The sequence below is a fragment of the Roseateles rivi genome, from assembly GCF_043555845.1.
Lineage (GTDB): Bacteria > Pseudomonadota > Gammaproteobacteria > Burkholderiales > Burkholderiaceae_C > Roseateles > Roseateles rivi.
In genome coordinates, this window is the sequence record NZ_JBIGHZ010000001.1 from 380,871 (window position 1) to 404,618 (window position 23,748).

22 protein-coding genes and 1 other RNA gene are annotated in these 23,748 nt (G+C 64.6%); 20 read left to right on the forward strand and 3 right to left on the reverse strand.

The window, feature by feature from the left end; translation table 11 throughout:
• Positions 1-16 precede the first annotated feature (16 nt).
• The 4 genes from ACG0Z6_RS01760 to ACG0Z6_RS01775 all read left to right on the forward strand — a co-directional run bounded on the left by ACG0Z6_RS01760 (position 17) and on the right by ACG0Z6_RS01775 (position 5,424).
• Positions 17-2,413, forward strand: coding sequence for a 3-hydroxyacyl-CoA dehydrogenase/enoyl-CoA hydratase family protein (locus ACG0Z6_RS01760; RefSeq protein ID WP_394458279.1), 2,397 nt, complete (start codon positions 17-19; stop codon positions 2,411-2,413).
• A gap of 25 nt (positions 2,414-2,438) precedes the next feature.
• Positions 2,439-3,683, forward strand: coding sequence for an acetyl-CoA C-acyltransferase (locus ACG0Z6_RS01765; RefSeq protein ID WP_394458281.1), 1,245 nt, complete (start codon positions 2,439-2,441; stop codon positions 3,681-3,683).
• 81 nt (positions 3,684-3,764) lie between these two features.
• Positions 3,765-4,631, forward strand: coding sequence for an alpha/beta hydrolase family protein (locus ACG0Z6_RS01770; protein ID WP_394458283.1), 867 nt, complete (start codon positions 3,765-3,767; stop codon positions 4,629-4,631).
• Positions 4,632-4,659: 28 nt separating this feature from the next.
• Positions 4,660-5,424 (forward strand): enoyl-CoA hydratase, encoded by a 765-nt coding sequence (locus ACG0Z6_RS01775; protein WP_394458285.1) that lies wholly within the window; start codon positions 4,660-4,662, stop codon positions 5,422-5,424.
• Between the two features lie 53 nt (positions 5,425-5,477).
• Here ACG0Z6_RS01775 and ACG0Z6_RS01780 read toward each other — a convergent pair whose 3' ends face one another.
• Together ACG0Z6_RS01780 and ACG0Z6_RS01785 are read right to left on the reverse strand one after the other, a co-directional pair.
• Positions 5,478-6,035, reverse strand: a complete 558-nt coding sequence (locus tag ACG0Z6_RS01780; RefSeq protein ID WP_394458287.1) for a hypothetical protein — start codon at positions 6,033-6,035, stop codon at positions 5,478-5,480.
• Between the two features lie 117 nt (positions 6,036-6,152).
• Positions 6,153-6,575: an acyl-CoA thioesterase gene (locus tag ACG0Z6_RS01785; RefSeq protein WP_394458289.1), complete on the reverse strand. Its 423-nt coding sequence runs from the start codon at positions 6,573-6,575 to the stop codon at positions 6,153-6,155.
• A gap of 54 nt (positions 6,576-6,629) precedes the next feature.
• Between ACG0Z6_RS01785 and ACG0Z6_RS01790 the strand changes: the two genes are divergently transcribed.
• From ACG0Z6_RS01790 to ACG0Z6_RS01830, 9 genes are all read left to right on the forward strand, one after another.
• On the forward strand, positions 6,630-8,447 hold the full coding sequence (locus tag ACG0Z6_RS01790; RefSeq protein WP_394458291.1) for an ABCB family ABC transporter ATP-binding protein/permease: 1,818 nt from the start codon (positions 6,630-6,632) through the stop codon (positions 8,445-8,447).
• Positions 8,448-8,488: 41 nt separating this feature from the next.
• A complete protein-coding gene (locus ACG0Z6_RS01795; RefSeq protein ID WP_394458294.1) occupies positions 8,489-9,418 on the forward strand; it encodes a LysR substrate-binding domain-containing protein in 930 nt (309 codons plus the stop codon).
• Between the two features lie 148 nt (positions 9,419-9,566).
• Complete coding sequence (locus ACG0Z6_RS01800) at positions 9,567-10,460, forward strand: amino acid ABC transporter substrate-binding protein (RefSeq protein ID WP_394458295.1); 894 nt, start codon at positions 9,567-9,569, stop codon at positions 10,458-10,460.
• 104 nt (positions 10,461-10,564) lie between these two features.
• Positions 10,565-11,305, forward strand: a complete 741-nt coding sequence (locus tag ACG0Z6_RS01805) for an amino acid ABC transporter permease (RefSeq protein WP_394458798.1) — start codon at positions 10,565-10,567, stop codon at positions 11,303-11,305.
• Positions 11,302-11,967: an amino acid ABC transporter permease gene (locus ACG0Z6_RS01810; RefSeq protein WP_394458297.1), complete on the forward strand. Its 666-nt coding sequence runs from the start codon at positions 11,302-11,304 to the stop codon at positions 11,965-11,967. The genes ACG0Z6_RS01805 and ACG0Z6_RS01810 overlap by 4 nt, the downstream gene beginning before the upstream one ends.
• 12 nt (positions 11,968-11,979) lie before the next feature.
• Positions 11,980-12,714: an amino acid ABC transporter ATP-binding protein gene (locus ACG0Z6_RS01815; protein ID WP_394458299.1), complete on the forward strand. Its 735-nt coding sequence runs from the start codon at positions 11,980-11,982 to the stop codon at positions 12,712-12,714.
• 102 nt (positions 12,715-12,816) lie between these two features.
• Positions 12,817-13,845 (forward strand): dihydroorotase, encoded by a 1,029-nt coding sequence (gene pyrC / locus ACG0Z6_RS01820; protein WP_394458301.1) that lies wholly within the window; start codon positions 12,817-12,819, stop codon positions 13,843-13,845.
• A gap of 41 nt (positions 13,846-13,886) precedes the next feature.
• Entirely contained in the window at positions 13,887-15,290 is a 1,404-nt protein-coding gene (locus tag ACG0Z6_RS01825; RefSeq protein ID WP_394458303.1) for a S1 family peptidase, read from the forward strand.
• A complete protein-coding gene (locus ACG0Z6_RS01830) occupies positions 15,266-16,267 on the forward strand; it encodes an FHA domain-containing protein (RefSeq protein WP_394458305.1) in 1,002 nt (333 codons plus the stop codon). Before ACG0Z6_RS01825 ends, ACG0Z6_RS01830 begins: the two co-directional genes overlap by 25 nt.
• A gap of 45 nt (positions 16,268-16,312) precedes the next feature.
• Here ACG0Z6_RS01830 and cysK read toward each other — a convergent pair whose 3' ends face one another.
• Positions 16,313-17,227: a cysteine synthase A gene (gene cysK / locus ACG0Z6_RS01835; RefSeq protein ID WP_394458307.1), complete on the reverse strand. Its 915-nt coding sequence runs from the start codon at positions 17,225-17,227 to the stop codon at positions 16,313-16,315.
• Between the two features lie 157 nt (positions 17,228-17,384).
• On the opposite strand from cysK, the gene rnpB reads away from it, so the two are divergent.
• The 7 genes from rnpB to ACG0Z6_RS01870 all read left to right on the forward strand — a co-directional run bounded on the left by rnpB (position 17,385) and on the right by ACG0Z6_RS01870 (position 23,725).
• An RNA gene (gene rnpB / locus ACG0Z6_RS01840) (RNase P RNA component class A) lies at positions 17,385-17,725 on the forward strand.
• 53 nt (positions 17,726-17,778) lie between these two features.
• A complete protein-coding gene (locus ACG0Z6_RS01845; protein WP_394458309.1) occupies positions 17,779-18,990 on the forward strand; it encodes a multidrug effflux MFS transporter in 1,212 nt (403 codons plus the stop codon).
• 84 nt (positions 18,991-19,074) lie between these two features.
• Positions 19,075-20,013, forward strand: coding sequence for a carbonic anhydrase (locus ACG0Z6_RS01850; protein ID WP_394458311.1), 939 nt, complete (start codon positions 19,075-19,077; stop codon positions 20,011-20,013).
• A gap of 194 nt (positions 20,014-20,207) precedes the next feature.
• The gene (gene mraZ / locus ACG0Z6_RS01855; RefSeq protein WP_394458799.1) at positions 20,208-20,636 is read left to right on the forward strand and encodes a division/cell wall cluster transcriptional repressor MraZ; all 429 of its coding nucleotides are present in this window, start codon (positions 20,208-20,210) and stop codon (positions 20,634-20,636) included.
• A gap of 7 nt (positions 20,637-20,643) precedes the next feature.
• Entirely contained in the window at positions 20,644-21,645 is a 1,002-nt protein-coding gene (rsmH, locus tag ACG0Z6_RS01860; protein WP_394458313.1) for a 16S rRNA (cytosine(1402)-N(4))-methyltransferase RsmH, read from the forward strand.
• Positions 21,642-21,953: a cell division protein FtsL gene (gene ftsL / locus ACG0Z6_RS01865; protein ID WP_394458315.1), complete on the forward strand. Its 312-nt coding sequence runs from the start codon at positions 21,642-21,644 to the stop codon at positions 21,951-21,953. The genes rsmH and ftsL overlap by 4 nt, the downstream gene beginning before the upstream one ends.
• Entirely contained in the window at positions 21,950-23,725 is a 1,776-nt protein-coding gene (locus tag ACG0Z6_RS01870) for a peptidoglycan D,D-transpeptidase FtsI family protein (protein ID WP_394458317.1), read from the forward strand. The genes ftsL and ACG0Z6_RS01870 overlap by 4 nt, the downstream gene beginning before the upstream one ends.
• Positions 23,726-23,748 lie beyond the last annotated feature (23 nt).

Here is a 23,748-nt window from a genome sequence, read left to right on the forward strand (position 1 = left end):
TTCAGAGGGACGTCCTATGAGTCGATTTCTAGTTCGCAAAGTCGCCGTGCTGGGCGCGGGCGTGATGGGGGCGCAGATTGCAGCCCATCTGGCCAATGTGCGCGTGCCGGTGGTGCTGTTTGACCTGCCGGCCAAAGAGGGGCCCAAAAACGGCATCGTCAGCAAGGCCGTTGAGGGCCTCAAAAAGCTCAAGCCCGCGCCCTTGGCCGTGGCGGATAACGCAGCCCTGATCCAGCAGGCCAACTACGAGGAACACCTCGAGCTGCTGCAAGACTGCGACCTCATCATCGAGGCCATTGCCGAGCGGCTGGACTGGAAGCTCGATCTCTACACCAAGATCGCGCCACACGTGGCCTCGCATGCCATCGTGGCCTCCAACACCTCGGGCCTGTCCATTGGCAAGCTCGCTGAAGTGCTGCCTGAAGTGCTGCGCCCACGCTTTTGCGGTATCCACTTCTTCAATCCACCGCGCTATATGTACTTGGTGGAGTTGATCCCCGCACCGGCCACGCAGCCACAAGTGCTGGACCAGCTCGAAGCCTTTGTCACCACCCACCTGGGCAAGGGCGTGGTGCGCGCCAAAGACACGCCCAACTTCGTGGCCAACCGCGTGGGCATTGCCGGCATGATGGCCACCATGATTGAGGCCGAGAAATTCGGCCTCAGCGTGGATGTGGTGGACGACCTCACCGGCAAAAAACTCGGCCGTGCCTCCAGCGGAACTTTCCGCACCGCCGACGTGGTGGGTCTGGACACGCTGGCCCATGTGGTCAAGACCATGCAGGACAACCTGCATGACGACCCCTTCTACGCCACCTACGCCACACCGCCCGTGCTGGCAGGTCTGATCGCGCAAGGCGCGCTGGGCCAAAAGTCGGGTGCGGGTTTTTACAAAAAGGTCGGCAAAGACATCCAGCGCCTGGACCCTGCCACGGCCAGCTATGTCAGCGGCGGCGGCAAGGCCGATGAGATCGTGGCGCGCATGCTCAAAAAGCCCGCGGCCGAGCGGCTCAAGCTGCTGCGCGAGTCCAGCAACCCGCAGGCGCAGTTCCTGTGGGCCATTCTGCGCGACAGCTTCCACTACGTGGCCGTGCATCTGCACAGCGTGGCCGACACCGCGCGCGAAGTCGACTTCGCCATGCGCTGGGGCTTTGGTCAGCAGCAAGGCCCCTTCGAGCTGTGGCAGGCCGCAGGCTGGACCCAGGTGGCCAAGTGGATCGAGGAAGACATCGCCGCCGGCAAGGCGCTCAGCAGCGCGCCGCTGCCGCGCTGGGTGTTCGAAGGCCCGGTGGCCGAGCACGGTGGCGTGCATGGGCCGCAGGGCTCGTGGAGTGCCGCCGAGGCCTGCTTCAAGCCGCGCACGGCCCTGCCCGTGTACGCACGCCAAGCCTTCCCCGAAGCCCTGGTGGGCGATGGCTCACCCGCACCGCTGAGCGCGGGCACGGAGGAATTCCGCAACGACGAAATCCGCGTCTGGAGTTTGGACGGCGAGGTGCTGATTGCCTCCATCACCGCCAAGCTGCACCTCATCAGCCCGGCAGTGACCGAAGGCCTGCTCAAGGCCGTGGAGATTGCCGAGGCGCGCTACCAGGGCTTGGTGATCTGGTCGCCGGACGATGTGTTCTCGGCTGGTGCCAACCTCGAAGCGCTGATGCCGGTCTTCATGATGAAGGGCGCCAAGGGCATTGCGGGCGAAGAGAAAAAGCTGCAAGACGCCATGCTGCGCGTGCGTTACGCCCAGGTGCCGGTGGTGGCTGCCATGCGCGGTCTGGCGCTGGGCGGCGGCTGCGAGCTGGCCGTGCACTGCGCGCGCCGTGTGGCCCATATGGAAAGCTATGTGGGCCTGGTGGAGGTGGGTGTGGGGCTGCTGCCGGGTGCCGGTGGTCTGACCTATATCGCGCGTCGTGCTGCCGAGATGGCCGCTGCGGGCAATGCCAACGCCGACATCCTGGCCTTCTTGAAGGACGGCTTCACCAACGCGGCCACGGCCAAGGTTTCCACCAGTGCGGTGGAGGCGCGGCAAATCGGTTACCTGCTGGATTCGGACCTCATCGTGCCCAACAAGGATGAGCTGCTGCACGTGGCCTCGGCCCAGGTGCGCGCCATGGCGGCGGCGGGCTATCGGCCCCCGCAGCAGGCGCGCTTTGCAGTGGCGGGCCGCTCGGGCCTGGCCACCATCATGGGTCAGCTGGTCAATATGCGTGACGGCGGCTTCATCAGCGCCCACGACTTCCACCTGGCGCGCCTCATCGCCGAAGTGCTGTGCGGCGGCGAGGTGGAGGCGGGCAGCGTGGTCACCGAGGAATACGTGATGGCGCTGGAGCGCAAGTACTTCTGCAGCCTCATCGAGCATCCCAAGACCCAAGAGCGCGTGATGGGCATGTTGCAAACCGGCAAGCCGGTGCGCAACTGAACAAGCCAAGACACAGGAGCCCGACATGAGCAAACAAGTTCAAGAAGCCTATATCTGCGCTGCCACCCGACTGCCCATTGGCAAGTCAGGCCGCGGCTACTACCGCAACACCCGCCCCGACGAGATGCTGGTGCGCGCCATTCAAAGCGCGCTGGCCCAGGTGCCGGGCCTAGACCCAGCGGCCATTGAGGACGCCATCATTGGCTGCTCCTTCCCCGAAGGCGAGCAGGGCATGAACATCGCGCGCGCTGGCGCCGTGCTGGCGGGCTTGCCGCACAGCGTGGGCGGGGTGACGGTGAACCGCTACTGCGCCTCGGGCCTCACCGCACTGCAAATGGCGGCCGACCGCATTCGCGTGGGTGAAGCCGAGGTGCTCATCGCCGGTGGCGTGGAGTCCATGAGCATGGTGCCCATGGGCGGCAACAAGCCGTCTTTGTCGCCCAGCATCTTCACGCAAGATGCCAACGTGGGCATTGCCTACGGCATGGGTTTGACGGCCGAGAAAGTGGCTCAGCAGTGGCAGATCAGCCGCGAGGCGCAGGACGCCTTCGCGCTGGAATCGCACCGCCGCGCGCTGGCGGCCATTGAGGCCGGGCATTTCAAGGACGAGATCACGCCTTTTGATGTGATCGATCGCCAGCCTGACCTGGCCACCGGCGAGGTGAAGTTGCGCACGCGCACCGTTGATGTGGACGAAGGCCCGCGGCGCGACACCAGCCTGGAAGGCTTGGCCAAGTTGCGTCCGGTGTTCGCTGCGGCCAAAGACCCCACGGGCAAGGCCACCGGCTTGGGCACGGTGACAGCGGGCAACAGCTCGCAAACCTCTGATGGCGCGGGCGCTTTGATCGTGGCCTCGGAATCCGCCGTCAAGCGCTTTGGCCTCACCCCGCTGGCACGCTTTGTGTCCTTTGCGGTGCGCGGCGTGCCGCCCGAAATCATGGGCATTGGCCCCATCGAAGCCATACCGGCTGCACTGCGCCTGGCGGGCATCAAGGCCAGCGACCTGGGTTGGGTGGAGCTCAACGAAGCTTTTGCCGCACAAGCCTTGGCCGTGCTCAACGACCTGGACGCCAAAGGCATTGCCATCGACCGCGCCAGGGTCAACCCCAATGGCGGTGCGATTGCCCTGGGTCACCCCCTGGGTGCCACGGGTGCCATCCGCGCTGCTTCGGTGGTGCATGGCCTGCGCCGCACAGGGGCGCGCTGGGGCATGGTGAGCATGTGCGTGGGAGCCGGGCAGGGCGCTGCAGGTATTTTGGAGCGCGTGTAACTCCCCGATTTGCGCGGTCTTCTGCCTCTCGAGGGCTGCGCAGCTTCATGCAAGATTCCGGTTCGATCCCTGGAGCTCAGCATGATTCGATTCAGCGCAAATGACGGCTTTGAGCTGGGTGGCCGCCTGTTTGGCAACCCGACGAGTGCCCGTGCGGGGCTGTTGATTGCCCCCGCCATGGGCGTGGAGCAGCGCTATTACTGGGAGTTCGCGCGTTGGATGTCTCAGCAGGGCTGGCTGGTGTTGTGTTTTGACTATCGAGGCATTGGCGCCTCTCGTCCTGCGTCCTGCGAGCACTCGCTGCGTGGCTTGCAGGCGGACATTCGCACCTGGGCGGAGCTGGATGCCGCAGCCGCACTGGATGAGCTGAGCCGGCGATTGCAAAGCTCTGGGAGCGAGGCCGAGCGGCCCATTCACTGGGTGGGCCACAGCCTTGGCGGCCAGATTTTGGGCCTGCTGCCCAATCGTGCCCGAGTCGGCCGTGCGGTGACAGTGAGTTCGGGCAGCGGCTATTGGCGCGAAAACGCCGCCCAACTCAAGCGCTATGTCTGGTGGCTGTGGTACGTGGTGGTGCCCTTGAGCCTGCCGCTGTTTGGCTACTTCCCGGGGCGGCGTTTGCGCAAGGTGGGGGATTTGCCGCGCGGTGTCATGGCGCAGTGGCGGCGTTGGTGCCTGTCGCCCGACTACATGATGGGCGAGGGCGGTGAGGCGCTGCGCCGCCAGTACGCAGAGTTGCGTCTGCCGCTGCTGGCGCTGAGCTTTGCGGACGATGAGTACATGTCACGGCGCAACACCGAATCGCTGATTCGCTTTTACGCGGCCGCACGGGCCGAGAGCCGCTGCGTGCGTCCGGCTGATGTAGGCGGGCAGCGCATCGGGCATTTTGGATTTTTCCGCTCCAGATTCCAGTCCACGCTGTGGCCCCAAGTGCCAGCGTGGCTGGCATGATGGGGCACCTCTTGAAGGACTGAGTGTCATGAGCATCAAAACTGGCGTGCACCAAGGTGTGCTGACCATTGAAATCGCCCGCCCCGAGAAGAAAAACGCCCTCACCGGCGCCATGTATCAAGCCATGGCCGACGCCTTGGTGGCGGCCAACACCGACAAAACCGTGCGCGCGGTGCTGCTGCAGGGGCAGCCTCAAATCTTCAGCTCGGGCAACGACATCGAAGACTTCATGGGCGCACCACCGCGCGACGAGCAAGCGCCGGTGTTCCAGTTCATGTTTGCCCTGATGGGCTGTGAAAAACCTGTGGTGGCCGCAGTCAACGGTGCAGCCATCGGCGTGGGCACCACCTTGCTGGCCCATTGCGATTTGGTTTATGTGGCCGACGACGCGCGCCTGGCCATGCCTTTTGTGAGCCTGGGCCTGGTGCCCGAGTTTGGCTCTAGCCTGACCCTGCCTGCCCTGGTGGGCGCGGCACGGGCATCGGAGTTGCTCTTGTTGGGCACGCCCTTCACGGGCGAGCAGGCGGCTGAATGGGGCTTGGCCAACGCGGTGTTGCCGGCCTCAGAAGTGGTGGCTCACGCGCGGCGCGTAGCCGAGCGCTTCAACGCCTTGCCCCCCTCAGCCGTGCGCCAGGCCAAACGCCTGTTGCGCAGCCACAGCCGTGAGCAAGTGCTAGAGGCGGTGCGCACTGAGGCGGCCGTCTTTGTGCAGCGCCTGCGCAGCCCCGAGGCGCAAGAAGCCTTTCAGGCCTTTTTTCAAAAGCGCCAACCGGACTTCTCGCAATTCGATTGAGCGCCCCTGAGCGCAGGCACCGCGCCTGCGCCGGGACTTTGGCGGCGTGCCCCTCAGTCAGGGCTGCAGGCCGCTTGGTTGTGGCTGGCCTGTGCTTTGCGGTAGTCCGCCAGCACGCTTAGGCAGCGGCTGGTATCGACCGGGCTTGCGCTGCTGCAGTAATTCACCAGCCGGTCTGCGATGGCGACCAAGGTGTTCTGCGCCGCCACGCAGGCTGCGCTTTGCAGTGCTACGGCCCGCGCTGTGGCGGGGCGCACCCATTGGAAGGCAGACGCTGGCGCGCCACCAGGCACGCTGGACAACTCAGGTCGCTGCTGGGCCAGCGCCTGCGCCGCGGCAATATCGATCAGCGTGCTGTTGTGCCCTGTGGCCGAAATGCGCTGCACCAGGATTTTCTGCTCCAACCAGGTGATGTGTGTCGTCTCGCGCAGGCCTTGCAATTCGTCCTGTGCGGTGACGCCATTGGCGCTTAAGTTCAGTGTGCGTTTCGCGCCATACCCCGCGTCCTGGCCTTGTGCGCTCAGTTCGGTGGCGCCCGCACTGCAAGCCGCCGCCGTGACGAAGCCCAGCACCAAGCGTTTGATGGCACGCTGGGTTTGATTTGCAGTCATGAGAGCCTCCTTCAGTTCTTGTGTAGGGATTTCTCGACTTTAGGGGGGCATGTCTTGATTGCAAATAGGCGCTTCGCATGTGCAAATGCGCAGCGCTTATGGCGGCAGCGGTGTGGATCAGCCTGGCTGGGCGAAGACTCTGGGTTTGCCCTCGCCGTCGATGGCTACGTAAGTCAGGTTGGCTTCGGTGACTTTGACCACATGGGGGTTGGCCGGGTCACGCTCGGCGTAGACCTCCACCTTCACGCTGATGGAGGTTCGCCCCACGCGCGTGACCTGGGCGTAGAACGACAGCAAATCCCCAATGGCCACGGGTTGCTTGAACAGGAACTCGTTCACGGCCACCGTGGCAATGCGTCCGCGCGAGAGCCGTGCGGGCAGGATGGACCCGGCCAAGTCGACCTGGGCCATGATCCAGCCGCCAAAGACATCGCCGTTGTGGTTGGCGTCTTTGGGCAGCGGCATGACGCGAAACACCAGTTCGCGTGGCCAAGTTGTGGCATCTGAGGCAGCGGAGGGGGGTGGAGCGGAGGCAGACATCGCGGGCTCGCTTGGCAAGAGACAATGTCGCTCATTGTCCGTCAAGCCCGTGTCATGAGACGCTCCGCCAGACTGCCCGAACCTCATATGCCCCAAAGCTCAGCCCCGCGGCGCGATGCCGATGCCGTTGTCAAGCTGCTGCCTTACTTCTGGCGTTACCGCTGGCGCGTGGCTTTGGCCCTGGCGTTCATGGTGGCGGCCAAGCTCAGCAATGTGGCCGTGCCGCTCTTGCTCAAGCAGATGGTGGACGCCCTCAACATCACGCCCGGTGCGGCGCAGGCCGTGTTGGTGGTGCCCGCAGGGCTGCTGCTGGCCTACGGCTTGCTGCGCCTGTCCACCTCGCTCTTTACCGAGCTGCGCGAGCTGATTTTTGCCAAGGCCACCGAGGGCAGTGCGCGCGCCATCTCGCTGCAGGTGTTTGGGCATTTGCAAAACCTCAGCCTGCGTTTTCACCTGGAGCGCCAGACCGGCGGCATGACGCGCGACATCGAGCGTGGCACGCGGGCCGTGCAGTCGCTGGTGTCCTACTCGCTCTACAGCGTGGTGCCCACCTTTATCGAGGTGGGGCTGGTGCTGGCGCTGCTGAGCACGCGCTTTGATGCCTCGTTCGCCTGGATCACGGGCGCGGCGCTCACGGTCTATGTGGTGTTCACGGTGCGTGTCACCGAGTGGCGCACCAAGTTCCGGCGCGAGCTCAACGAGCTCGACTCGGTCACGCACAGCCGCGCTATTGACGCTTTGCTGAACTACGAGACCGTCAAGTACTTCAACAACGAAGCCTTTGAGGCGCAGCGCTACGACCAGCGCCTGGAGCAGCTGCGCCGCGCCCAGCTCAAGGCACAGTCCACGCTGTCGCTGCTCAACACCGGCCAGCAGCTCATCATTGCCACCGCGCTGGTGGCCCTGCTGTGGCGTGCCACCGAGGGCGTGGTGGCCGGGCGCATGACGTTGGGTGATTTGGTGATGGTCAACGCCTTCATGATCCAGCTCTACATGCCGCTGAACTTCCTGGGCGTGCTCTACCGCGAGATCAAGCAGTCGCTGACAGATTTGGACAAGATGTTCACGCTGCTGGAGCGCCCACTGGAAGTGGCGGACCGCCCCTCCGCCCCGGCGCTGCAGCCGCATGGTGGCAGCGTGCGCTTTGAGCATGTGGACTTCGCCTACGAGCCGCAACGCCCCATCTTGCATGACCTCAGCTTCGAGCTGCCTACAGGCAAAACCGTGGCCGTGGTGGGGGCCAGCGGCTCGGGCAAAAGCACGCTGGCGCGGCTGCTGTTTCGCTTCTACGACGTGCAGGGCGGGCGCATCACCATCGACGGGCAGGACGTGCGCGATGTCACGCAGGCCTCGCTGCGCCGCGCCATCGGCATCGTGCCGCAGGACACGGTGCTGTTCAACGACACCATCGCCTACAACATCGCCTATGGCCGCCCCGGCGCCAGCCAGTCAGAGATTGAGGCCGCTGCGCGCGCTGCCCATGTGCACGACTTCATTGCCGCGCTGCCCCAGGGCTACAACAGCATGGTGGGCGAGCGTGGGCTCAAGCTCTCTGGGGGCGAGAAACAGCGCGTGGCGATTGCGCGCACCCTGCTCAAAGACCCACCGATCTTGATTTTTGACGAGGCTACATCGGCGCTGGACTCCCACAATGAGCGCGCCATTCAGGCCGAGCTGGATGCCGCCGGGCGCGGCAAAACCGTGCTGGTGATTGCGCACCGGCTCTCCACCGTGGTGGGTGCGCATGAAATCCTGGTGATGGACCAGGGGCGCATCGTCGAGCGCGGCAACCACGATGCGCTGCTGGCAGCCCAGGGGCGTTATGCGCGCATGTGGGCGTTGCAGCAACAGCGTCACGAGCCAGCGGGCTGAGGGCTGGCCCCCAGCACCGGGCCAGCGGCTACACTGGTTTGGTGGAAACGAAGTGGCTTGAAGATTTCGTCAGCTTGGCAGAGACACGCAGCTTTTCGCGGTCTGCCCAGCTGCGGCACGTCACCCAGCCCGCGTTCTCGCGCCGCATTCAGGCGCTGGAGGCGTGGGCGGGGGTGGATTTGGTGGATCGCTCGTCTTACCCCACGCGGCTGACCGCAGCGGGCGAGACGCTGCTGGGGCAGGCGGTGGAGCTGCTCGCGCAGCTGCAAGCCACGCGCAATATGCTGCGCAGCCACCAGTCGGCCGGGCAGGACATGATCGAGTTCGCTGTGCCGCATTCCCTGGCCTTCAGCTTTTTCCCGCACTGGCTGATGTCGCTGCGCCAGCGCTTTGGCGCCGTGAAGTGCCGACTCAACGCCTTGAATGTGCATGACGCCACGCTGCAGCTGAGCGAGGGCAACTGCGACTTGCTGCTGGTCTACCACCACCCCAGCCAACCCCTGCAGCTGGACCCCGAGCGCTACGAATCGGTCTCGCTGGGGCGGGACACCTTGGCGCCATTCGCGCGCGCCGATGCGCAAGGTGCGGCCCTGTTTTGCCTGCCGGGCCACCCCGGGCGCAAGATTCCCTTTCTGAGCTATGCCTCGGGCGCTTACCTGGGGCGCTTGGTGGAGTTGATCGTCAAGCACGCCAGCGCGCCGCTGGCGTTGGAGTCGGTGTACGAAACCGACATGGCAGAAAGCCTCAAGGCCATGGCCTTGGAAGGGCACGGTCTGGCCTTTTTGCCCACCAGCTCGGTGGAGCGCGAAGTGCGTGCGGGCCGCCTGGCCCTGGCCGCACCACCGGGCGAGTTGCAGCTGGACATCGAGCTGCGCATGTATCGCGAGCGCCCGGGTGTGGCGCGGCGCAGCAAGCCTGCGGCGCAAGCGCTGTGGGACTTTCTGGCCCAGCCTCAAGCCTCGATCGGCTGAGGCATGTGGTGCGGGCGCTTGCGCGGCGGCCCCGAAATGCAGTGCTCCCCTGTTTCAGGGGATATGAGTATTTGTTCCCTATCCCCACATGCATAGGCATGTTTCCATATGGGGTGTTCGTTGTTGTCTCCGTTCACTAGGAGTATTCATGAAGAAGTCTGTACTTGCGCTGAGTTTGGGTCTGCTGATCGCAGGGGTGGCTACAGCCGACACCCTGGCCAAAATCAAAGAAACCGGCAGCGTCACCATGGGGGTGCGCGAGTCTTCTGGAGCCCTGTCTTACACCCTGGGCAATGGTCGCTATGTGGGCTACCACGTTGATGTGTGCGAGCGCGTGCTGTCCAGCGTGCGCAAGCAGCTGGGCTTGTCGAGCATGAGCATCAAGTACCAGCCGGTGACCTCGCAAAACCGCATCCCGCTGGTGGTCAACGGCACGGTGGACATCGAATGCGGTTCCACCACCAACAACCAAGCGCGTCAGAAGGACGTGGCTTTTGCGGTGACCACCTTTGTTGAAGAGGTGCGCATTGCGGTGAAGGCCAACTCGGGCATCAAGTCCATCAACCAGCTCGCAGGCAAGACCGTGGCCACCACCACGGGCACCACCAGCGTGCAAACCCTGCGCAAGCACGAGCGCGCCACGGGTGTGGACTTTAAAGAAGTGTTTGGCAAAGACCACGCCGACAGCTTCTTGCTGCTGGAGTCCGGCCGTGCCGATGCCTTTGTGATGGACGGCTCGCTGCTGGCTGGCCTGATTGCCAAGAGCAAGAACCCGGCGGACTACAAGATTGTTGGCGAAGTGCTCTCCGTGGAGCCCATTGCCATCATGCTGCGCAAAGACGACCCGGCTTTCAAGAAGGCCGTGGACGACAGCATCAAGACCTTGATCACCTCGGGCGACTTGGCCAAGCTCTACGACAAATGGCTGCTGCAGCCCATCCCGCCGGCCAATGCCCGCGTGGGCCTGCCCATGAGCGACAACCTCAAAGCCGCTTTGGCCAACCCCAACGACCGTCCTGCCGAGGACTACAACAAGAAGTGATGGCACGCTGCGCGCTGCAGCCCTGGGCTGCAGCGCTGTGCTGATCAGGGCGCGGCCACCCAGCGCGGGTGGCCGTGTCGGCTTTAGGAGGTCTCGTCATGAGCATGACGTGGGACTGGCAGGTCTTCTGCCGCAATACCATCGATGGTGAACCCATCGCACGCTGCCTGGGTTCGGGCGGCGACATCAGCTATCTGGACTGGATGCTGTCGGCCTGGGGTTGGACGCTGAGTGTGTCTGTGCTGGCGCTGTTGGTGGCGCTGAGCTTTGGCTGTGTGATGGGGGTTTTGCGCACGGTGCCCAATCGCTGGCTGGTGCTGCTGGGCGAGTGCTGGACGGAGTTGTTCCGAAACATTCCGGTGCTGGTGCAAGTCTTTCTTTGGTACTTCGTGATCCCGGAACTTGTGCCGGTGCTCAAGCAAGTGCCGAGTTTTTTGCTGGTCGTGTTGGGCCTGGGATTCTTCACCTCTGCACGCATCTCGGAGCAGGTGCGCGCGGGCATACAAAGCCTGCCCAGGGGCCAGCGTTTGGCTGGTCTGGCCATGGGGCTGACGCTGCCGCAGACCTACCGCTACGTGCTGCTGCCCGTGGCGCTGCGTATCGTCATCCCGCCGCTGACCAGCGAGGCCATGGGCATCGTGAAGAACTCAGCCGTGGCTTTTGCTGTGTCGGTGGCTGAGCTGATCATGTTCGCGCGTCAGGCCCAGGAGGAAACCTCGCGGGGTATCGAGATATACATGGCCGTGACGGGTTTGTACTTTCTGTCGTCGATCATTGTGTTTGCCATCGCTCGCTTCATTGAGCTGCGTGTGCGCGTGCCGGGCATGGTTGGGAGCGCGCAATGAATCTCGACTTCTCCTTCCTGACGCAGCAGGTGCTGGCTGACTATGTGCTGAGCGGCCTGTGGTTCTCGCTGCAGCTCACGCTGGTGGCCATGTTGGGCGGCATTGCCCTGGGCACGGTGCTGGCGCTGATGCGCCTGTCGGGCCGACCCTGGTTGGCGATTCCGGCAGCGGCCTACATCAACACCATGCGCAGCATCCCGCTGGTCATGGTGATCTTGTGGTTTTTCCTGCTGGTGCCGTTTTTCATTGGCCGACCCATAGGCGCAGAGTTTTCGGCCGTGCTCACCTTCACCTTGTTCGAGGCAGCTTATTACGCCGAGATCATGCGTGCGGGCATCCAGAGCGTGTCCAAGGGTCAGACCTATGCCGGCTACGCCATGGGCATGACCTACCGCCAAACCATGCAGCTGGTGGTGTTGCCCCAGGCCTTTCGCAACATGCTGCCGGTGCTGCTCACGCAGACCATCATCTTGTTCCAAGACACCTCGCTGGTCTACGCCATTGGGGCCTATGACTTGCTCAAAGGCTTTGAGGTGACTGGCAAAAACTTCAACCGCCCAGTCGAGGCCTATCTGGTCGCGGCTTTGGTGTACTTCATCATCTGTTTCTCTCTGTCGATGCTGGTGCGTCGCTTGCAGAAGAGAATCGCCGTTATCCGTTGAGAGGGCGCGGACATGATCGATATCAAAAACATTTCCAAGTGGTACGGGCCCTTTCAGGTGCTGACCGATTGCAGCACCACCATCAGCAAAGGCGAGGTGGTGGTGGTGTGTGGCCCTTCGGGCTCGGGCAAGTCCACGCTCATCAAGACCGTCAATGCGCTGGAGCCCTTCCAGAAGGGCGATATCGTGGTGGACGGCATCAGCATCGCCGACCCCAAGACCAACCTGCCCAAGCTGCGCAGCCGGGTGGGCATGGTGTTCCAGCATTTCGAGCTGTTCCCGCACCTGTCGGTGACGGAGAACCTGACGCTGGCGCAGATCAAGGTGCTGGGGCGCAGCGTCGACGAGGCCAAGACGCGTGGGCTCAAAATGCTGGATCGCGTCGGCCTCTTGGCGCACAAGGACAAATTCCCGGGCCAGCTCTCGGGCGGTCAGCAGCAGCGCGTGGCCATTGCACGCGCGCTGTCCATGGACCCGGTGGTGATGCTGTTTGACGAACCCACCTCGGCACTGGACCCCGAGATGGTGGGCGAGGTGTTGGACGTGATGGTGCAGCTGGCGCAGGAGGGCATGACCATGATGTGCGTCACGCACGAAATGGGCTTTGCCAAAAAGGTCAGCCACCGCGTGATCTTCATGGACGCCGGGCGCATTGTTGAAGACTGCAAGAAGGACGACTTCTTCGGTCAGCCCGAGGCTCGCTCGCCGCGCGCGCGGGACTTCCTCTCGAAAATCTTGCAGCACTGATTCGGGGGGCCGCGCGGCCGCGGCTCAGCCAGGCGCCGGGCGGGCCTTTTGCTGCGCTTTGCGCTGCACTGCGCGGGGTTTCGGGTGCGACAATTTGCGCCCATGAACGAGATCCGCCTCACCCAACCCGACGATTGGCATGTACACCTGCGCGACGGCGCTGCAATGCAGGCCGTGGTGCCCTACACGGCACGCCAGTTTGCGCGCGCCATCGTCATGCCCAATCTGCGCCCGCCCATCACCACCGCAGCGCAGGCACAGGCCTACCGCGAGCGCATCGTGGCTGCCGTGCCCGAAGGCGTGGCATTCACGCCGCTGATGACGCTCTACCTCACCGACAACACGCCGCCCGACGAAATCAAGCGCGCGCGTGACGCCGGGGTGGTGGCGCTCAAGCTCTACCCCGCAGGTGCCACGACCAACAGCGATGCGGGTGTGACCGATGTTCGCAAGACCTACAAGACGCTCGAAGCCATGCAGCGCGAAGGCTTGCTGCTGCTGGTGCACGGCGAGGTGACGGACGGCGAGATCGATATCTTTGACCGCGAGGCCGTGTTCATCGACCGTGTCATGCAGCCGCTGCGCCGCGACTTCCCCGAGCTCAAGGTGGTGTTCGAACACATCACCACGCAAGAAGCCGCGCAATACGTGGCGGCGGCCGACCGCTTTACCGCCGCGACCTTGACGCCGCAGCACTTGCTCTACAACCGCAACGCCATCTTCACAGGCGGCCTGCGCCCGCACTACTACTGCCTGCCCGTGCTCAAGCGCGAAGTGCATCGCCAAGCCTTGCTGCAAGCAGCCACCAGCGGCAGCCACAAATTCTTCCTGGGCACCGACAGCGCCCCGCACGCCAGCGTGATGAAAGAGAACTCGGTGTGCGGTGCTGGCTGCTTCACGGCTTTGTCGGCCCTGGAGCTCTATGCCGAAGCCTTTGAAGCGGCGGGCGCGCTGGACAAGCTCGAGGCCTTCGCCAGCTTCAATGGCCCCGACTTCTACGGCCTGCCGCGTAACACGGCGCAGGTCGTGCTGCGGCGCACGGAGTGGACCTTGCCCGAGGCCGTGCCCTTTGGTGACGCCAGCCTCAAGCCCTTGCGCGGCGGCGACAGCTTGGCCTGGAAGCTGGTTTGACCTGATGGTTTTACTCGGGCGCACCACTTAGAGTGCGCCTGATGACAATCGTCGCTTCCCTTCGCGCTGGGTTTCTCAGCGCCATCCAGCAAGGCGCCATGCGCCAAGCACTGTGGGCCCTGGCAGCGTTGTGCTGGGCTTGTGCCGCGGCGGCGCAGGGCAACGTAAGCCCACTGCCCGCCGCAGCCGCCTCCAGTGCGGTGGCCTCGCCGCCCGTCGTTTCCGCTGACGCCAAGCGCCTCTACGAGCACAAGCGCGAGCACTTGCTGCAAGTGCGCACGGTGCTGGTGGATCAAGACAGTCAAGCCACCGTGGGTTCAGGTTTTGTGGTCAGCCCCGAGGGGCATGTGATCACCAACTACCACGTGGTGAGCCAGTTCTTGCTGGACCCCCAGCGCTACCGGCTGCGTTATCAAAACACCTGGGGTCAGTCGGGCGAGCTGCAGGTGCTGGCCTTTGATGTGCGCCGCGACTTGGCGCTGCTGCGTGTGGTGGGTGCACCCGCAGAGATGCCCCACCTGAGCTTTCGTGCGGTCGACAAGCCGCTGGCCAAGGGCGAGCGCATCTACGCCATGGGCAACCCCGAGGACATCGCTTTTGCCATCGTTGAGGGCAACTTCAACGGCTTGGTGGAGCGCAGCTTTGATCCCTTGATCTACTACGCAGGCGGGCTCAACCCCGGCATGAGTGGTGGCCCCGTGCTGGACGACAACGGCGAGGTGGTGGGCATCAATGTGGCTGGTCAAATGTTTGCCCAGCAAATCAGCTTTTTGATCCCGGGCGAATTTGCCAACCAGCTGCTGCAGCGCGCCCGCCAGGCCGTGCCCGTCAAGGGCAATGTCTGGCCAGAGTTGCAGCGTCAGCTGCAGGCCTACCAAAACGAACTGGTGGGGCAATTTCTGCAAATGCCTTGGCGCAATGCAGGCCACGACCGCTACCGCCTGCCTGTGCCGCAAGAGCGTTTCATGCGCTGCTGGGGCAAGAGCAGCGCCACGCAGGAAAAGGGCATGCGCTACCAAAGCATGCAATGCCGCATGGACCATGCCATCTACGTCAGCGACCGGCTGCAGACGGGCTATATCTCGGTGCAGCACAGCACTTACGACGGGCGTGAACTGGGCACGGCGCGCTTCACCGCACAGTACTCGGACGCCTTCAAGAAGCAGCATTTGGGGCGCAGCGGCTCGGCCGTCACCGCGCCGCATTGCGTTGAGGAATTCGTGCGCAACAACGACGGGCCGGTGCTGCGCAGCGTGGCCTGTTTGAGTGCCTACCGAAAGCTGACTGGCCTCTACGACCTCACGGTGCTGGTGGCCAGCGCCGATGCGGCACAGGCTGGCACCCTAGGGCGGCTGGACGCCAACGGCGTCACCATGGACAGCGCGCGACGTCTCACCCGCCACTTTTTGCAGGGGTATGCATGGAACAAGCCGGCATCGCGCTGATTGAGGTGCTGGACCCCCGCGATGGGTCTGTGCGCACCAGCCACAAAGGGCCTTGGCCCATGACGGTGGGCCGCGCCTTGGCCTGCGATGTGGTCTTGAACGACCCCCATTTGGCCGGGGAGCATTTGCGTGTGCACTGGGACGGCGCGCAGGCGCGCCTGGAACTTTGCCCCAGCATGAACGGTGTGCGTTTGCGCGACCGGGCCTGGCAGGGCGTGCGCATGCTGGAGTGGGCGGCGGGCGATGTTTTGCACCTCGGGCAAAGCATGCTGCGCCTGCGCACCAGCACGCAGGCCTTGGCACCGGAGCTGCCGCTGCCCTACGGCAGCCGCTCCGCGCAGAGCACGCCGCCGCGCTGGTGGGTGCTGGTGGGGCTGTGTTTGCTGTGGACCTTGACGCTCTTTGTCGAGCATTGGCTCAGCAGTTCGCCTGAAACACGCTGGGTGGAGTGGGTCAGCGCCTTGCTGGTGCCGCTATGTATGGTGGCAGGCTGGGCGGGGCTGTGGACGCTGCTCACCCAGCTGTTTCGGCACCAGCAGGAATGGCGCCGCCACCTCAGGGGGGCACTGCTCGCTCTGGTGTTGCTGTGGCTGATGGACACCAGCACCGAAGCCTTGGCCTACATCTTGTCCTGGCCCTGGTTGTTGTCAGCGCAGTGGCTGATGCTCACCGCCATGGTCAGCAGCTGGGTGTGGTGGCATGCCACCTTGGTGTGGCCGCGCTGGCGCTTGACCTTGGGTCTGGTGGCGGTGTTGTTGGCGGGCTTGGTGTCTGCGCTCACCCTGGGCAAGAAGGTGGATCCCCAGCACTGGCTGCGTGCGCCCTATGTGGGTCAACTGCTGCCCCCGGCGCTGCAACTGCGCCAGCCCAGCAGCGTGGACGCCTTTGTGGGTGAGCTCGGTGCTTTGGAGGCCACCTTGCAAGAGAAGGCTCAGCGTGACCGGGATGATGCCGACGAGGAGCCCGAGGGCGATTGAGCGCCGCGGCACAGCGCGGGCCCGCGCTGTGCCTGGCTGTCAGCCTCAGGCGGGCAGAAAGCCTTCGACCGAGAGGTAGCGCTCGCCGGTGTCGTAGTTAAAGCCCAGCACGCGGGCCTGGGCGCCAAGCTCGGGCAGGGTTTTGGCAATGGCCGCCAGCGTCGCACCGCTGGAGATGCCCACCAGCAAGCCTTCTTCGCGGGCGCTGCGCCGTGCGTACTCGCGTGCTTCTTCGGCTTCCACCTGAATCACACCGTCGAGCAAGTCGGTGTGCAGATTGGTGGGCACAAAGCCTGCACCAATGCCCTGAATGGGGTGGGGGCTGGGCTGGCCGCCGCTGATGACGGGCGACTGCGCGGGTTCCACCGCAAACACCTTGAGCTGCGGCCAAGCCTTTTTGAGCACCTGGGCGCAGCCGCTGATGTGGCCGCCCGTGCCCACGCCGGTGATGAGCGCGTCCAGCCCCTGCGGGAAGGCGCGCAGAATTTCCTCGGCCGTGGTGCGCACATGCACCGCCACATTGGCGGGGTTGTTGAACTGTTGCGGCATCCAGGAGCCGGGCGTTTGTGCCAGCAGTTCTTCAGCGCGTGCAATGGCGCCCTTCATGCCTTTTTCGCGCGGTGTCAGGTCAAAGCTCGCGCCATAGGCCAGCATCAGGCGGCGGCGCTCAATGCTCATGCTGTCGGGCATGACCAGCACCAGCTTGTAGCCCTTGACGGCCGCCACCATGGCCAGGCCCACGCCGGTGTTGCCGGAGGTCGGCTCGATGATGGTGCCGCCGGGCTTGAGCACGCCGCGTGCTTCGGCGTCTTCCACCATGGCCAGGGCAATGCGGTCTTTGATGGAGCCGCCGGGGTTGCTGCGCTCGGACTTCACCCACACCTGGGCGGCGCCAAACAAGCGGTTGATGCGAATGTGCGGCGTGTTGCCAATCGTGGCCAGCACGTTGTCGTAATTCATGGTGGGTCCTCCTGTTGCGAGATGGCAGTGGCGTGGCAGCCCCGGCCAGTCGGGGCATGGTAGCGGCGCTTTGATGCCCCGTGGCCATAAGGACATTTCTGCTGGGCTGCGCGGTTTTGGGCTGGCAGCTGAGGTGGGTGGGCGATAATCGGGGCGTGAAGCAGACCAGACCGCCGCTGGGGCAAGGGTGGAAACGCCGCCCTGGAGGAAGGTCCGGACTGCATAGAGCGGCGTAGCAGCTAACGGCTGCCCGGCGTAAGCCGAGGATCAGAGCAACAGAGACGAGTCAGGCCGGGCATTGCCCGGTCTGGGTGAAACGGGCAATCTCTACGCGCAGCAACACCAAGTAGGCCAGCGTTGATGCGGCTCGCAGAGCTGGCGGGTAGGTGGCATTGAGCCGGGCAGCGATGTCCGGCCCAGAGGAATGGCGGTCACGCCCTTTGGTCTCGCAAGAGGTTGATGGGCGCACAGAATCCGGCCTATCGGTTTGCTTCACACTTTTTCTTTCACCCTGCCCAGGCGCTTGCGTCGGGCCTTAGCGCCCAGAGACGATGAGCACCACTTCCCCCGCAGCCTCCCTCTGGCGCGCGCCGCGCTGGGCTTTGGCGGTGCTGCTGGCGGGCCTGGCCACGCTGGGCCCGTTCTCCATCGACACCTATTTGCCCGCCTTCACCGGCATTGCCGCGGCCTTGGGGGCCACGCCGGTGCAAATGCAGCAAACGCTGTCGGCCTATCTGTTTGGCTTTGCGCTGATGAATCTGTTTCACGGCGCCTTGTCCGACAGCTTTGGGCGGCGGCCTGTGGTGCTGGTGGGGCTGGCGGTGTTCACGCTGGCTTCGGCGGGCTGCGCGCTGGCGCACAGCATTGGCGAGCTGGTGTTTTGGCGCACGGTGCAGGGGCTGTCGGCAGGGGCGGGCATGGTGGTGTCGCGCGCCATCATTCGCGACATGTTCGCACCCACCGATGCGCAGCGCATGATGTCCCAGGTGACGCTGTTCTTCGGGTTGGCCCCTGCGGTGGCGCCGCTCATTGGCGGTGTGCTCTATACCTACGCAGGCTGGCCCTGGATTTTCTGGCTGCTGGTGCTGGTCGGTGCACTGCTGTGGCTGGTGAACTGGCGGCTGCTGCCTGAGACGCTCACACCGGCGCAGCGCCAGCCCTTTGCCGCGGGCCCGCTGTTGCGTGGTTACTGGGACTTGCTGGGCAACCCGCGTTTTGTGGCGCTGGTCTTGGCCAGCGGCATACCCTTCAACGGCATGTTTTTGTACGTGCTGTCTGCGCCAGTGTTTCTGGGTGAGCACCTGGGGCTGGCGCCCACGCAGTTCTTTGTGTTTTTTGTCTGCAGCATCGGCGGCATCATGGCTGGTGCCTGGTGGAGTGGGCGGCTTGCCGGGAAGATCGCACCGCGCGTTCAGATTCGCTGGGGCTTTGCCATCATGGTGGTGGTCTCGGTGGTGAATGTCTCGGCGCACGCCCTGTTTGCGCCCAGTGCCTGGTGGGCTTTTCCGCTGATTGGCTTGTTTGCCCTGGGCTGGTCGCTCATGGTGCCGGTGGTGACTTTGATGGTGCTGGACCTCGCGCCCGAGCGGCGCGGCATGGCCTCCTCTTTGCACTCTTGCATTGGCAGCGCAGCCAACGGGTTGGTGGCCGGTGTGGTGGTGCCGCTGGTCATGCACAGCACTCTGGCCCTGGCCTTGGCCTCGGCAGCGCTCATGTCTGTGGGCTTGCTGGCTTGGCGTTTTGCGGCCCAGCCGCGGGGCTGAGCGGCCCGCCGCGCTGGGCGGGCGCTCAAGTCGGCGCCGTGCGGGCCGAAGAAGCGCTATCGCCCCGCGCTTTTTGCGATGTCTATGTCTGCGCCACGCCAACGCCCCTCGCTTTGCTTTTGCCTCATGGCCTGGGTGGCCCTGCTTGCCCAGCCCGCGCAGCTGTGGGCGCAGGAGTCCAGCGAGGCCTTGAAAAAGCGCCTGGCCGAGCGGCTCTCTGACGAGGCTTTGACGATCAAGCTCGACCGCCGCCCCGGTGGGTCCGCCCCTGTGGTGGGGGGTGAAGGCCGGCATGGCGACGCCAAGCGTGCTGCAGTGCCGGCCAAGCCCGCCGTGCCCGCGGCGCGCAGCCCGGCTTGGTCTTATGAAGGCGAGGGTGGCCCGGCATTTTGGGGCGAGCTCAAACCCGAGTACGCGCTGTGCAGCAAGGGCCAGCGGCAAAGTCCCATCGACATCCGCCCCAGCTTCACGGTGGCGCTGGAGCCCATTGAATTCGACTACAAGCCCCTGGTGCTGACCGTGCAAGACAGCGGCCATGCCCTGGAGGCCACGCCCCAGGGCAGTGCGGGCATACGCGTGGCGGGGCGGCGCTGGGAGCTTAAGCACATCCATCTGCACCACCCCGGTGAGGAGCGCGTCAACGGCCGCAGCTTCAACCTCTCGGTCCATCTCGTGCACAAAGACGCTCAGGGGCGGCTGGCCGTGGTGTCGCTGCTGGGTGAGGCCGGCATGGCGCAGCCCGTGTTGCAGTCCATGCTGGATGCGTTGCCTCTGGAAAAAGGCCAGGCTCAGGCCACCGCTCAGGCTGTGGATTTGGCCCAGCTGCTGCCCCAGCGCCGGGGCTATTACACCTATATGGGCTCGCTGACCACGCCGCCCTGCACCGAAGGGGTGCTCTGGCTGGTGATGCAAGAGCCGGTGACGGTGTCACTGCTGCAGTTGGACATGATTGCGCGCCTCTACCCCATGAATGCCCGGCCCATACAACCCACGGCCGGTCGCATCGTCAAAGGTGCCATGTAGCGCCAGAGGTATTGAGTAAATACCTTCCACTAAGAAGCCCAAGTCCTTCATTTTGAAGGACTTTTTTATTTGTGCTCACGATTTCACTAAGTGCTTGATTTGATTGGAAAAATCCCACCCTTGCCTTGACCGCACCTGGGGTGGGTAGTAAAGTGGGGAAAAGTGCAAATTTGTGGGGCGTCGTGGCAAAGATCGTGTTTCAGGGTTCGAGTGCTCTTGCCTTGGATGGCAAGGGGCGCTTGACTGTCCCTGCACGGCACCGCGATGCACTGCAAGCCCTGTGCGAAGGGCAGCTCACCATCACCAAGCACCCTGAGGGCTGCCTGATGGTCTTCCCGCGCCCGGCCTGGGAGGTGTTTCGCGACAAGGTGGCGGCCCTGCCGCTGTCGGCCTCCGGCTGGAAGCGGGTGTTCCTGGGCAATGCCCAAGACGTGGAGCTCGACAGCGCCGCGCGCGTGCTGGTGGCGCCGGAATTGCGCACGGCCGCCAGCCTGAGCAAAGACGTCATGCTGCTGGGCATGGGTAACTACTTCGAGCTGTGGGACGCGCAAGCGTACGCGGCGCATGAGCTTGAGGTGCTGCAGTCCGAACCCCCGGCTGTGCTGCAGGACTTCAGCTTCTGAGGCATCTATGAGCACCCCGCCCACCTTCACCCACACCACGGTGCTGCTGCAAGAAACCGTGGATGCCGTGCTGCACGACACCAGCGGCATCTACGTCGACGGCACCTTCGGGCGCGGCGGGCACTCGCGCCTGCTGCTCTCGCGCCTGGCGCCGCAAGGCCGCTTGATTGCCATCGACCGCGACCCAGAGGCCATAGCGTCCGCCACCTCCGGTGAGGCGCGGGTCGACGACCCGCGTTTTTGCATCCGCCACGCACCCTTTGCCGAACTCGCCACCGAGCTCGACACACTGGGCGTGGGGCAGATCGACGGCCTGATGCTGGATTTGGGCGTCTCCAGCCCGCAGATTGACAACCCTGAGCGCGGCTTCAGCTTTCGCTTCGACGGCCCGCTTGACATGCGCATGGACACCACGCGCGGGGAGAGTGCGGCCGACTACCTGGCCCACGCTGATGTGGACCACATCGCCAAGGTGATACGCGACTATGGAGAAGAGCGGTTTGCTTTCCCGATTGCAAAGGCGCTTGTGGCTCGCCGCGAGGACGGCCGACCGGTTCGCACCACGGCCGAGCTGTCCCACGTCGTGGCTGGTACGGTCAAGACCCGTGAGCCGGGCCAAGACCCAGCCACACGCACCTTTCAAGCTCTACGGATACACGTCAACGGCGAGCTTGACGAGCTGCAGCAAGCGCTCAACGCCGCGACCGCTCGCCTCGCGCTAGGCGGGCGCTTGGCTGTGATCAGCTTTCACTCGCTGGAAGACCGCATCGTCAAGACCTTTATTGCCCAGCACAGCAAAGATCAGGTGGACCGCCGCGCCTTGTTCGCGCCACCCAAGCCCCTGGCCCTTGTGGCCCTGGGCCGCATCAAACCCAGCGAGGCCGAGGTGCGCGCCAACCCGCGCTCGCGCTCGGCCATTTTGCGTGTCGCGCAGCGCACCGACGCACCCTTTGAGCCCGCGCGCAGCGAGCCCACAGGCGGAACGCGTCGTGGTGGGGGGCGTCGATGAGTCGTGTGGCGGCGGTGCTGCTGTTGCTCATGCTCACGCTGGGTGCTTACCTGGTACAGACTTCGCACGACACCCGCCAGCTCTACGCCGACCTGGACCGTGCCCGCACTGAGGCGCAGCGCCTGGACGCGGACCATGAGCGGCTGCTGGCCGAGCGCCATGCCCAGGCCACGAATCTGCGCGTCGAGCAAGTGGCGCGCGAGCGCCTGCGCATGCGCCCCATCACGCCTGCCGTGACGCAAAGCTTGCACCCCGTGCTGCCTGCGGCAGCACCCGCTTCAGCGGCTTCCTCGGGGGTGGCGCCATGAGCACCTGGGGCCGCCGCGGGGCACGACCTGCACGCACCGTCAGCTACTCCACCAGCCCTTTGCTGGCGTCCAAAACACCGCCATGGCGGTCGCGCCTGTTGGTGGGCTGTATTGCCGCGGTGTTTGTGGGCTTGCTGGGCCGCGCGGCCTACATCCAGCTCATCGGCGAAGACTTTTTCCAGCGCCAGGGCGAAGCCCGCTACGCCCACAAACTGGAACTGCCCGCCAGCCGGGGCCGCATCAGCGACCGCAGCGGCCAAGTGCTGGCCACCAGCGTGGCCGTGCCTTCGATTTGGGCTTTCCCCAAAGACGTCGACCCCGACCCGCAAAAGCGCAAAGACTTGGCCAAGGCGCTGGGCATGAGCGTGGCCGACCTCAACTCACGCCTGGACCCCGACAGCCGCTTTGTGTTCCTGCGCCGCCAAGCTGACGACGCCACGGCCGCCAAGGTCAAAGCGCTCAAGATCAAGGGCGTGTTCCAGGACAGCGAGTACAAGCGCCATTACCCCGAAGGTGAGGCCGCCGCGCACATCGTGGGCTTTACCAATATCGAGGAACGCGGGCAGGAGGGCGTGGAGCTGGCTTTCCAAAAAGAGCTGCAGGGCCGTGATGGCTCGCGCTCGGTGCTGCGCGACCGGCTGGGCCGCGTGGTGGAAGACATGGGCGAGCACATCCCGCCCGTCAACGGCAAGGACATTCAGCTTTCCATCGACGCCAAGGTGCAGTTCTTTGCCTACCAGCGCATTCGCGATGCGGTGGCCGAGCACAACGCCAAGGCGGGCTCGGTGGTGGTGCTGGACGTGCAAACGGGTGAGGTGCTGGCCTTGGCCAACTACCCCAGCTTCGACCCCTCCCGGCGCAAAAACCTCAACGGCGAGCAGTTGCGCAACCGCGCGCTCACCGATGTCTTCGAGCCCGGCTCGACCATGAAGCCCTTTGTCGTGGCGCAGGCCCTGGAGACGGGCCGTGTGCACCCCGACACGCCCATCAACACCTCGCCACGCAGCGTGGTGGTCAGCGGCTGGTCGCCCAAAGATGTGCATGCCTATGGTGAATTGACTGTGGCGGGCGTCATTCAAAAGTCCAGCAACGTGGGCACGGTGCGCATGGCCATGATGATGCCGCCGCGAGAGATGCACGAGATGTTCACCGCCATCGGGCTGGGGCAGCGGCCGCAAATCAACTTCCCAGGCGCGGTCAGCGGCAAGCTGCGCCCTTACAAGAGCTGGCGCCCCATTGAGCAAGCCACCATGAGCTATGGCTACGGTCTGTCGGCCTCGCTGCTGCAGCTGGCGCGTGCCTACACCGTGTTTGCACGCGATGGCGAGCTGATTCCCGTCACCCTCATGCACCGCGAAGACAACGCCACCGTGCACGGGCCGCGTGTGTTCTCGGCAAAAACCGCGCACCAAGTGCGCCAGATGCTGCAAGCTGCCGCTGCCCCTGGGGGTACCGCGCCCATGGCGCAGGTCAGCGGTTACAGCGTTGGGGGAAAATCCGGCACGGCGCACAAGCAGGAAGGCAGGGGCTATAGCAACCGCTACCGGTCCTGGTTCGTGGGGCTGTCGCCCATCTCCAACCCGCGCATCGTCGTGGCGGTGATGGTGGACGAGCCCAAGAACGGCGTCTATTACGGTGGAGCCGTGGCCGGCCCGGTGTTCAGCCAGGTCGTGGCGCAGACCCTGCGTTTGCTGTCCGTGCCCACCGATTTGGACGTCACGCCGCAAATCATCGCCAGCCAAAAAGTGCAGGCGGTGGAAGAAAGTTTTTGAGCAGCCCAGCGGCACACCCACCC